General features: G+C 39.7%; 9 protein-coding genes. 5 read left to right on the top strand and 4 right to left on the bottom strand.

All coding sequences use genetic code 11. From position 1 onward, the window contains the following. Positions 1–186: 186 nt before the first annotated feature. The 5 genes from E1140_RS03815 (at position 187) to E1140_RS03795 (ending at position 3309) form a co-directional block, all read left to right on the top strand. A complete protein-coding gene (locus E1140_RS03815) occupies positions 187–549 on the top strand; it encodes a hypothetical protein (protein WP_155179204.1) in 363 nt (120 codons plus the stop codon). After that, a complete protein-coding gene (locus tag E1140_RS03810; protein WP_155179202.1) occupies positions 546–752 on the top strand; it encodes a helix-turn-helix transcriptional regulator in 207 nt (68 codons plus the stop codon). Before E1140_RS03815 ends, E1140_RS03810 begins: the two co-directional genes overlap by 4 nt. 71 nt (positions 753–823) lie before the next feature. Then, complete coding sequence (locus E1140_RS03805; RefSeq protein WP_185153412.1) at positions 824–1447, top strand: CPBP family intramembrane glutamic endopeptidase; 624 nt, start codon at positions 824–826, stop codon at positions 1445–1447. A gap of 269 nt (positions 1448–1716) precedes the next feature. Beyond that, a complete protein-coding gene (locus tag E1140_RS03800) occupies positions 1717–2808 on the top strand; it encodes a nickel-binding protein (protein WP_155179198.1) in 1092 nt (363 codons plus the stop codon). Between the two features lie 126 nt (positions 2809–2934). Continuing rightward, positions 2935–3309 (top strand): group I truncated hemoglobin, encoded by a 375-nt coding sequence (locus E1140_RS03795; RefSeq protein ID WP_008203268.1) that lies wholly within the window; start codon positions 2935–2937, stop codon positions 3307–3309. A gap of 221 nt (positions 3310–3530) precedes the next feature. On the opposite strand, the gene E1140_RS03790 is transcribed toward E1140_RS03795, so the two are convergent. Genes E1140_RS03790 through E1140_RS03775 form a run of 4 tightly spaced genes read right to left on the bottom strand, consistent with a single transcriptional unit; the run spans position 3531 to position 8934 of the window. After that, positions 3531–4373, bottom strand: coding sequence for a DUF6671 family protein (locus E1140_RS03790; RefSeq protein ID WP_155179195.1), 843 nt, complete (start codon positions 4371–4373; stop codon positions 3531–3533). Between the two features lie 22 nt (positions 4374–4395). Beyond that, positions 4396–6885, bottom strand: coding sequence for a YbcC family protein (locus E1140_RS03785; RefSeq protein WP_155179192.1), 2490 nt, complete (start codon positions 6883–6885; stop codon positions 4396–4398). A gap of 47 nt (positions 6886–6932) precedes the next feature. Continuing rightward, positions 6933–8600 (bottom strand): proton-conducting transporter transmembrane domain-containing protein, encoded by a 1668-nt coding sequence (locus E1140_RS03780; protein WP_155179190.1) that lies wholly within the window; start codon positions 8598–8600, stop codon positions 6933–6935. A gap of 28 nt (positions 8601–8628) precedes the next feature. Further along, the gene (locus E1140_RS03775; RefSeq protein WP_155179188.1) at positions 8629–8934 is read right to left on the bottom strand and encodes a hypothetical protein; all 306 of its coding nucleotides are present in this window, start codon (positions 8932–8934) and stop codon (positions 8629–8631) included. Positions 8935–8987: the final 53 nt, after the last annotated feature.

Raw genomic sequence — 8987 nt, 5'->3', positions numbered from 1 at the left:
CTATCCGCTGAAGGTGGTGTCGTTCCACATGAAGTTGTAGCGATCGCAATAAGTACAATTTTGATGATTTGACTCAGGTCCGTTCTCATTTTAAAATAGGTTTTGTGAACATTTCATTCCCATAAAAGACGAATTATGTAACTTTAAGGTTACAAATGTCGTCTATGAATTACAAATTAAATAATTATGTTAAGACATATCTACAAACGAATCGGGATTTGGTTGTTCTTTCTTACTTTCCTGACAGCAGTACTACTCAGCTTTCAAAACACAAATGATTGGGCTTCTAAGTCAGTAAAAAGCACCTTGCTTGAGGTATTTGCTTTTATCGCTCTTGGACTGATTTCTTTTTCAAGCGATAAAAATGACAATGAGTATTTAAACTATCTCAGGTTTCGAAGTATCGCCATTACAGTCCTCCTGTCTTTTATTTATGCGCTGGCTGATTCCTTCATTTTTACTGTTAGTCATCTACTGATTATGGAGGTTTTTCAGATTCAGTTAATTGTTTATATCCTGGTGTTTAACCTTTTAAAAAAGATTCAATGATTAACCGTGTAAAAATCCGAAGAACTGAACTTGATATAGGACAGGAAGAATTGGCCAAACTAGTGGGTGTTACACGTCAGGCCATACATTCTATTGAGAAAGGAAAATATCAGCCTTCGGTCATTCTTGCGTTTAAGCTTGCCAGTGTATTGAAGTTACTACCAAATGATTTATTTGAATTGGAAAGGTCTGATTGGCTATGAATTTAAAATTGAAAGGCTGTCAGGGCGCATTTCTTTCAATCGATAAGCGCCAACTTTTACAAACCGTTTTAATGCTAGTACTCCTGTTAAACGGAAGTAAATGGCTGTTTTACCAATTTTTTTGGAGAATTTCTGGGCCAATATCTTTATTTCTGGGTTTTATTTTTCTCACTTTCTATTTAAATAAACAAGGGCTCAAATGGCGTGATCTTGGCTTAAAATGGACTAATGGATATAAAACCGTTTTATGGTTTATTATTGGTTTAATGCTATCGGTATTTGTCATTATGATAGCCAATGAAGTCTCTAGTTTTTTCTTTGAAAAGCCCCCTAGGACAAATGAACGATTCGGTGATTTATCTGGAAATATTCAATTAACAATAAGCTGGATAGTTACAGGAATTTTAATCGGAGGATTTGGTGAGGAGCTGGTATACCGAGGATTTTTAATCAATGCTTTGGAGCGGATCATTGACAAACGATATGGCACTGTCTTAGCCATCATTCTACCTGCGTCATTTTGGGCTTTGCGTCATTATTATTATGCCCATGGGTATGGAAGCATCATGGTATTTATTGTGGGTATATACTTCGGAGTACTCTATGTTGCCAATGGCAGAAACTTATTTCCTGGTATTATTCTTCATTCACTGTTTGATACGGTATCATTTATGGCCAGATACGAAGGGAATTGAATTTTAGATTCCGATAGTTCTTCAAAGCACATGTGGGACTAAATTACAGGTAACGAGTTAGTGTATGACTTGTTGCGTTGGCAAGAACTAAGTTAATAAAAGAAACCGTGCCAATAGGAAAATTCTAACGGATTTTCCGAGTACACACAGACCAAGCAATTAGTTATACACGGTGTTGGCATGTCGTTCTTTCAATTTATTCTGTTTTTCAGAAGAATCAAATAAAAACAAACTTAATATACTTATATTATTGATTCAAATAAATATCTATGCCAATATACATGGATCGCCATGACGTATCTAAAGAAGTAACTGCTGAAAGTGTTGCACGATTACATTTAGAAGACCAAAAAGTTCAGCATAAATACAATTGCTGTGGATTAACATATTGGTTTGATGATAATAGAAAAACCGCATTTTGTTTGGTTGAAGCTCCAGATGCTGAATCTGTTAACAAAATGCACAAGCATGCACACGGTGAGCTGTCTCATTCAATTATTGAGGTAGACCCAAATCTTGTTGAATCCTTTCTTGGAAGAATGGAAGATCCTGATTTTGAGTCTGGTGCAGAATTGAACGTCATTGGCGAATCTGCATTTCGTTTTTTACTATCGGTTCGAATACAAATTGGGCGGTTAAACAATAAACTGGACAAAGGTTTAGCATCGTCCATAAGTGATTATAGACATAAGATCATTGATGAGGTCAAGGTTATGCAAGGAACAGTTGTACGGCAAGATAATTGTAATTTGCTCATTTCATTGACAACTGTTCAACAGGCTGTTCAGTGTGGGGTAGCAGTTCAAGAGAAATTCGGAAAGATATATCCACAATTTAGTATGAGCCTAGGTTTGGATGCTGGACTACCTGTGGAAGGTAACAAATCTATATTTGAAGATACTATACAAACTTCAAGGAGATTGTGTGAAATGGGAAGAGGATTTTCTGTGTCACCAATGGTGTTGGAAATGTATCAGAATGAACTATCGGATACCGATCTCACTTCAATGCAAATCATCAAGATTAGTGTGGTTGAGATGCTTTTCTTTAATAAGCTCTTCGGTTTTCTGGAGACGAATTTTTCAAATTCTGAATTGAGTATTGATGCATTTGCTTCCAGCCTCGGATATAGCAGGTCTCAAGCTTATAGAAACAGTGTGGGTTTATTAAGTCTTTCGCCAAACGCTTACTTCAACAAGTACAGGTTGGAAAAGTCATTAGATAAATTAAATAGTGGAATAAACACCGTATCTGAAACGGGTTTTTTATGCGGCTTTTCCAGCGCCTCATATTTTTCAAAGTGTTTTCGCAAAATGTATGGAATATCTCCAAAAGAGTACATGACGGACTTTCACTTCTAAAAACTAGTTCTAGCAAAATACTGTATTGGTCAAAATTTACATTCTTTTGAATTAATTGTACTAGTAAGGCTTTGAGGTAAAATATACTTTTGATGATATTATGAATTATTAAATAAATCAAAAATTATGTCAGAGTCATTATATGAACGATTAGGTGCAGAAAAAGGTATTGTGAAAATTGTAGACGATGTGGTAGAAGCACACATGAATAATCCGGTAATTTCTGCTCGGTTTACTCCCTATTTAGAGCAGCCAGAAAATTTAGCTAAGATTAAAACGCATACAGTCAATTTCTTTACAACAGGAAGTGGTGGGCCGCAGGTTTATGCTGGCAGAGATATGGAAACAACACACAAAGGGATGAACATAAGTGCTGCAGAATATATGGAAACGATGGATGATATTTTCAAGGTACTTGATAAACATGGAAAAAATGCCGAAACTAAAAAAGATGTGCTTGAAATTCTATGGTCATTAAAAGGCATGATAATAGGTAAGTAAATCTTTGCATGCAAATAATTAAAGTTATAAAGTTAATCACTTTCAAGCCTTTCCCTTTTTTATGAAATTTTGACTTACGGTTGTTGTTTATCTTAATTTTCATCCAAAAACAATTCGTTAGTTCAAGAAATTAGTAGAGTTTCTTTATGTGTGGAATACATGCCAACGCCTCTGTAAGGCGCGTTTGTTTTCCCGATAACTATCGGGATAACGGCATAAAACTAGCACGATTTGGGTTTAGAACCTAGTTCCTCTACATGCAGCTTGAAACACCACGTCATTACAAGTAGTCCACAAGTTAAGAGATGAAAGTGGATGTGAAATGCTAACCCAAAACGTGCGGGCAAGCCACACCAACTGCATTTTAACCCTCGTTCTACATCGGTAATACCAAAGCCAGGGACTTGGCACTGATCACAGTTGGTTAATACTCTTTGTATCAAATTATCAGTGGCTGCTGCTATTACCTCCATTCTGGTTGGATTATAATGGGCACGCATATCGGTTTCCACAAAGGCCTTTCCATGATGCTTCATGAGCCAGTCATATTTCTCCAACAGTTCATTTTTATGACCTATGCTCTTAAAAATAGCTGTTTTTGAGTCTTTATCTTTTCTTAAGATCAGCCTGTGAGAGGGGAAACCTGCTTTTTCAGCGAAATCCATTAGCTCGGCCTCAGTGTAGCAAATCCGGCCATCAAAGTTGGTTTCGGTGGTAAGCTTTTTTCCTATTATCTCTAAGTTGTTTTTCCTGTCAAGCAGTAAAACCAGTTCCTCATTGCCCGGCACAAAAATAAGGGAAGGGTGTGGGCCAAATGAGCCTTCACTGGCTATAGCAAGATCGCAGCCTGCTATGTCCATGGCCATTTCACATTTCTTTCTGGCAGCCTCCAATGGACTTAAAGAGCGTTCTATTTCGCCAGTAAAAGTTCCAAGCTGATCGGTATCTAGCCCTGAAGGCACAAAAGGCAGCACTCCAAGTTTGGAGGCTACCTTTTGTCCGATCACTTTTTCTTTATGGTGTTTGGTGGCTATAGCCACCTTTCTTCCATAAAACAGGTTCATTTATTTAGTGGTTATTAAGCCATTATAACTGCTCCCAGTTGAGGTTGCCTTCATACCTGTGCGACACCTTGCCTTCTTCATTCATAGCCAGCAGATGTAACCATCCGTTGTCGCATAAGTCTTTCACCGAAGGGTGTTTCTCTAAGATGATATTCATGGCCTCAATTGGCGCTTCAATGATCACGTTGAGTCTTAAAGGCTCGTGCTGGAAATTTTCTCCATCATGCACCGACTGCATCGGTAACCCAACTCTCAAGTCTCCTGAGTAGCCTTCCAATACGCCAACTCCTGCGGTAACGTTGTGCAGTGTTTTATTTCCCGAACCGAAGTTTTTGTTGTCAACAGTGGAGGCGTAATACTGCAAGCTTATCCAGCTGGTTACTACCATGGGTGCTGTCATGATAAGTTCTAGTATTGAGAAACCCTGGTCTTTTTTCCATTCGTAAGAGTGGAGGAATGATCGGCCACCAAAATCCAGATTTTTGGTTCGCCCTCTGGGCGCTACTATAAATGATGAGCAGCCTGCTAATCCCCATTCTGGTCTAATTTGTGACCAGTCATTACTTCTTGCTTTTATCGCCAGATCAACATCTCCGTCTGCTGACATTCTGAGTGCACGCTCAGTCCTTGCCGCATGGCCAGCCATATCGAGTGATTTTTTAAGCTCAATCAATTCCTCGCTTTTATCGGTCGGTATGTCATATTCATTGAAAATGCTTACTTCATCTGTTGTGGTGTCATGCAGACAGGCCAGGAAGACCGTATTTTCTGGAATGTCTATCCCTTCTTGCTTAAGACTAGCTCTCACTTTTCTGTCGTTGAGCACTGCTGCAGCTACCCTGGCGTTAGATTCTCCACTATGTCCACCACATGCTCCACAGTCAAGGCCCGTAGCATGTGGGTTGTTTACCGAGGTAGACCCATGACCTACTATCAGTACGTATTTTGCGAAATCTTCTGTCAATGACATGGCGTTGAGTGCGTTTTTAGCCATGCTCACACGTTGCTCTTCTGGTATCCCTGTAATTTCGCTGTTGTGGGCATTTGCTTCCAGGCTGATCCTTTTTGTTTTAGAATGCCCTTCACTCATACCGTTCTTATCCGGTTGAGGTACCGGCCTTGTCAGTCCGAAGGAATCTGTGAAGAGTTTAGGAAGGTAGGATAGTCCCATTGGGCTCACAAAACTGAAGCAGGTCACCGCCCCAGATTTGAAAGACTTCCAAATTTTACTCACCTGGTGTTTAAATATTCGGCTCTTATACGCTAACTCATTTTCTTCTGCATCGGGCAGCTCCTCCATAATGGTTGGCCCTGTTTTTAACAATACCGGGCACTGGGCTTCTCCATGTTCGTGTGCTATGGGCACATACTTAATGGGGAAGGCAAAGAATCCGGCAAATCCAAGGGTTTCTATGTTGCTGTCAATAAGCTCTAAATTTCTTCGATATACTTCAGAGCGTACATCGATGCAGAATATGGCCTGAGCTTTTGCTTGTTCTTCCACTTTCTTTTTGACGCTCCCATTTTTGAATTTATTCACGATCTCGCGCTGCGCTGCAATGTCATAGGCCTCCTGAAGGATCAGCTTTTGAGCCAGTTGCTCGTTTATGCTTCTTTTGACTGCTGTGGCCGAAAGGATTATTTTGGCCTCATTCCATTTTTTTTTCAGTTCGTCATGCTGCAGGCAGTTAAGTATGGCAGCCTCCCAGCAAATTAACACTGCAAGCATTTCTATGAGCTTGCCATCTTTACCTCCATAAAGCTCATTATCCCAGTCAAGGCGTGCTGCGTAGGCAGACCACCCACCCACTTTTAGTAGTAACCTGTGAAAGTAGAGGTTGTCACATCCCTCAGGAATCCTTAGCATTTCAAGCGCCTTTTGGGTGGCTAGTATTGGATCATTTGGAAAGGACTTAATCGTTTTTCTGAAATTTTTCAATCCCGCAATTTCTGTAGTGAGATCTGTTTCTGCATCGAACTTCCATGAAGCAAAGAGTCCGGCTTTTTTATCTGCGGCTGCCCATGATGCCTGCCCATTGTCGAAGTAGGATGCTGCCCAGATTGAAATTCTGGAAGTTACAAAGCTATTCCAGTCTTTCCCGCTGAGTTGTGAAGCTACATCCACTACTGTGGCAATTGGCGCAGGCTCCTGCTTTTTGTCCTGATCTTTTAGACTTGCTAAAAAATCATCTGTATTGGTATCAATTTCGTCAGCATTTCGTTTTAGCGCTGTCTCTATATCTTCTCGTAAAATCTTCCCTTCTGCCAGTTTTTCCATGTAAAATGACAATGACTGAGTCATTTGTATTCCACCTGCTGTTGCCAGGTCCTGGGCCACATTTTTGAATTTTTTGTCAGTCAACCCTAAGTAAGGATTCACCGCTACAAAATTTTCTAAAGGCCAAACAGGAGCAATTTTTTTGCAAGCTGTGCGCATGGTGTTTACCAGTGCATTATTCTCTTTTTCAAGCTGCTCCAGAAAATTTGGTCCGTCTAGTTTTGTTAAAGTCATTGGTCTGGTTTTACTGTTTATGGAATGTTTGATATTACTCTTTAAAATCAAGCGGGCTGTCCGTCAAAACTTTCTGCATTGATGTATTCTATTCTTTTAAACTGATCAGCCTGAAGCTGCGTCACGTGCTTGGTTTCTGGAGAATGTACCCTCAAAGCACTTACCGTTCTGTCAAAAATGGCATTGGCATATAACCCATTTCTTATGTGTATGGCCAAGGCGCTGTAGGTTGCATTTTGCGAGATAAAAGGCGCAAGAATTTGGATGAAAACAACCGCTGCAAAAACTATCAATATGGCGCTTATAGCTACTATTTTTCCAAGACCAGGGACAGTTAACTCAGGAACTTGCGCACTGAGTAGATAGTGTGTACCCGACTCAAGGGTGAAAAATGCTGTAGTTACAAGTATGGCCATTAAAGTTGCCTGAATGAGCAGTGGTAGGCTTTTTTTAGAATCCAATGCTGCCGTAAAGATTCTTGACAGTCCCAGCACAATGATGGCTCCAATGGATAGCAATGAAAGTTCCTTTTCAGGGTTTATACCCCAAATCATTGCAAAACCTAAGTACACGCCAACTGCCAGGGCAATACCTATGATCACTTTATATGGTTTTACCGCCTGCTCTAGTGATTTTATCTTCGATCCTCTTATGACATCAATGACGCTACCTGATGATAGGAATGAATGCGCTTTGTAAAATGAATGTGCCACAAGGTGCAACATCGCGGCAGGATAAACTCCAAGGCCACATACCATGAGACTAAAACCCATGTGAGCTATACTAGAGTAGGCAAGGGCAGTTTTCACAGAGGTTTGAGTAAGGTAAACCACTGATCCAAAAAGTGCTGTAAAGCCACCTACAATCATCAGTATTATTGGTGCGTAGCTGCTAGCCTCTAAAACAAAGGCCATTCTTATAATGAGGAAAGGTCCTGCATTTAATAAGCCCGCATGAAGCAAAGCTGAGACTGGTGTTGGCGTTTCCATTACTTCTATTAACCAACCGTGGGTTGGAAATTGAGCAGATTTCAGGAGTGCTGTGAGTACTAAGAAAATGGCAACAGTTTCAAGGCCGGCAAGTGGCAAGCCCAGAGCCTGATTGTTCTTGATAGCAGTAAATATGCTTTCCAGATCGCCTGTACCAAATTGATTGTACATAAGAACTACTGCAATGAGAAGGCATAAATCACCTAATCTGGCGAGAATGAACTTCTTTTTGGCAGCCACAAGTGCTCCCGGTCTGTCTGAATAAAAAACCAGAAGCCTGTGTAATGAAACACTTGTCAGAATCCATGATACCAGCAGTATACCAAGGTTACCAGATAATACCAGCAGCTGTACGGAGGCAATGGTTGCCGCCAGTCTACCGATAAATGCTCCCTGTCTTTTATCACCATCAAGATAGTTGATGCTGAACTTGACAATGATAAAACCCAGAAGGGCTATCATGGTCATCATCATTATGCTTAGAGCATCAACTCGTAAACTGAATCCAAGGTTATTGATTCCTATTAGTTCTGTTTGAAGTTGCCCATAACTCATGACCAAATAGCCACATATTAACGCAATGGCAATGCTTATCACTGTTGATATCATCCCCATTTGTTTTACCATTTTTGGACGTATTCCTGATTGAAACCAAGACATTAATGCCGTGATGGTGAAAGCTGCTGGAGATAAAATTACAATTAGCGCTAGAAGATTTTGAAACATCATTTTATGGTTAGGTTTAAATGGAATTTTAGATTAATTCAACAGAAATGGTTGATTTAACTCTTAGGTTTTTTCCAGTTAATTTTGCCTCTTTAATGAGTTGTTTTAGCTCTTCAGATGATGCCTTCAGTTCTTCTATTCTATTTAGTGAAGCTTTATCTTCCATTCCGAATCTTATCTGCTTACTAAAAGACTTTAATTCATGAAAGTTGATTTTTTTCATGAGCAAGTGACTGATGATTTCTAATCCTTCTTCAGGTGTGTATTCACCTTTGATCAAATCATAGTTTCCCTTTTGAACTTGGATGTTTTGTTTTTCTTGTATTGCTTCCATAATTAAGATTGTTTATGGTGCAAATATTAGAAAACCCATTCATAAGTTTTTAT

It is taken from the genome of Fulvivirga lutimaris (assembly GCF_009711525.1).
In the GTDB taxonomy this organism is placed as follows: domain Bacteria; phylum Bacteroidota; class Bacteroidia; order Cytophagales; family Cyclobacteriaceae; genus Fulvivirga; species Fulvivirga lutimaris.
This window is presented reverse-complemented; position numbering and strand designations above follow the sequence as displayed.

What these genes read in the sequence shown, in the direction of transcription:
- E1140_RS03780 (WP_155179190.1), bottom strand. Translation starts at nt 8,600, where the DNA reads ATGTTTCAAAATCTTCTAGCGCTAATTGTAATTTTATCTCCAGCAGCT.
- E1140_RS03775 (WP_155179188.1), bottom strand. Translation starts at nt 8,934, where the DNA reads ATGGAAGCAATACAAGAAAAACAAAACATCCAAGTTCAAAAGGGAAAC.
- E1140_RS03815 (WP_155179204.1), top strand. Translation starts at nt 187, where the DNA reads ATGTTAAGACATATCTACAAACGAATCGGGATTTGGTTGTTCTTTCTT.
- E1140_RS03800 (WP_155179198.1), top strand. Translation starts at nt 1,717, where the DNA reads ATGCCAATATACATGGATCGCCATGACGTATCTAAAGAAGTAACTGCT.
- E1140_RS03810 (WP_155179202.1), top strand. Translation starts at nt 546, where the DNA reads ATGATTAACCGTGTAAAAATCCGAAGAACTGAACTTGATATAGGACAG.
- E1140_RS03790 (WP_155179195.1), bottom strand. Translation starts at nt 4,373, where the DNA reads ATGAACCTGTTTTATGGAAGAAAGGTGGCTATAGCCACCAAACACCAT.
- E1140_RS03795 (WP_008203268.1), top strand. Translation starts at nt 2,935, where the DNA reads ATGTCAGAGTCATTATATGAACGATTAGGTGCAGAAAAAGGTATTGTG.
- E1140_RS03805 (WP_185153412.1), top strand. Translation starts at nt 824, where the DNA reads ATGCTAGTACTCCTGTTAAACGGAAGTAAATGGCTGTTTTACCAATTT.
- E1140_RS03785 (WP_155179192.1), bottom strand. Translation starts at nt 6,885, where the DNA reads ATGACTTTAACAAAACTAGACGGACCAAATTTTCTGGAGCAGCTTGAA.